Annotated in this window: 2 protein-coding genes; both read left to right on the forward strand. The window is 57.3% G+C overall.

What is annotated here, in order from left to right:
* The first annotated feature begins 358 nt into the window (after positions 1–358).
* A complete protein-coding gene (locus RNA01_RS23330; RefSeq protein ID WP_147182453.1) occupies positions 359–604 on the forward strand; it encodes a DUF2934 domain-containing protein in 246 nt (81 codons plus the stop codon).
* A gap of 85 nt (positions 605–689) precedes the next feature.
* Positions 690–1,204, forward strand: a 515-nt coding sequence (locus tag RNA01_RS23335) for a glycogen/starch synthase (RefSeq protein WP_147182454.1), incomplete at its 3' end; no start/stop codon positions are given.

The raw sequence follows: 1,204 nt of genomic DNA on the forward strand, positions 1-1,204 counted from the left end.
GGGACAGGCTGGAAACCCGCGCACTCAGACAGGCAAACCAGAGATTTCCGACGACGAGAAGGACGCCTCTGTCTTCCGCTCGTGGGCGATGCCGGAATGGGAACTCAAATAATTACGCGCACGTGCTGGTCGCATTTATTGGCGGCGTGCGGTTGGCGTAGCGCATGCATGCAGGAGCGATTGCGAACTTTGGGGGGGATCTCGCCAAGCTGGCCTTGCAAAGGATGGGGCTACATTCGCAGCAGACCTTACCGACATCTGCTGGCACAGGTCGATACCGTATCGCGATCTAACAAGTCAGGCGTTTATACGAGGTCCTTTTCAGTTTTGAGCAGAGGATCAATTGAGGAGGAAGATAATGACGAAGTTCGATCAACAATGGATTCAGAAGCGCGCTTATGAATTGTGGGAATTGGAAGGGCGCCCGGTAGGCAGGGATCTCGACCATTGGTATCGCGCGACCGAGGAGTTCCTGGCGATTTCCGGTGCGGCTGAACAGACGATGACCAAAACCCGCAACATCATCAGGCCGGAGAGCGAAGACGATATTGTGGCGCCGCGCCCGGCAAAGAGGCGATCACGGGAGTCGAAGGAGACAAACTGATGAGTGAGGCGGGAACATTCGATCTCAGGCTAGGAGCGCGACCGATGACGCTATTGCACGGCACCGGTGATCGGCTTTCATGGCAATGAAGGTTCTTTCCTCCACGTCCGAGCTGTTTCCCTTTATCAAAACAGGAGGTCTCGCCGATGTCACCGGCGCGCTGCCGAAGGCACTTGGGGCGTTCGGGGTAGAGGTAAAGACCGTCCTGCCTGGTTATCCGCAGGTTATGCCGCTCCTTTCAGACAACCCGCCCCTCGTCGTATTCAACGATCTGTTCGGAGAACGGGCCGCACTGCATCACGTAAGCGCAGAAGGTCTCGATCTCTTTGTCATCGATGCTCCGGCATTGTTTGACAGGTCGGGCGGTCCCTACGTGGACGCTTGCGGCATTGACTATCCGGACAACTGGAAGCGCTTTGCCAGTCTGTCGCTGGTGACGGCGGAGATTGCCAATGGCCTGCTGCCAGGCTGGGGGCCCGATATCGTTCACACGCACGATTGGCAATCGGCCCTCACTTCGGTTTACATGCGGCAGGCCGGTTGCTCCACGCCTGTCGTCTTGACGGTCCACAATCTCGCTTTCCAGGGACAGTATCCGGC

This window comes from Paenirhizobium naphthalenivorans (assembly GCF_007992095.1).
Lineage (GTDB): Bacteria > Pseudomonadota > Alphaproteobacteria > Rhizobiales > Rhizobiaceae > Allorhizobium > Allorhizobium naphthalenivorans.

Bases quoted from the DNA above. Each gene is read 5' to 3' on its own strand.
- RNA01_RS23330 (WP_147182453.1), top strand. From the start codon at position 359: ATGACGAAGTTCGATCAACAATGGATTCAGAAGCGCGCTTATGAATTG.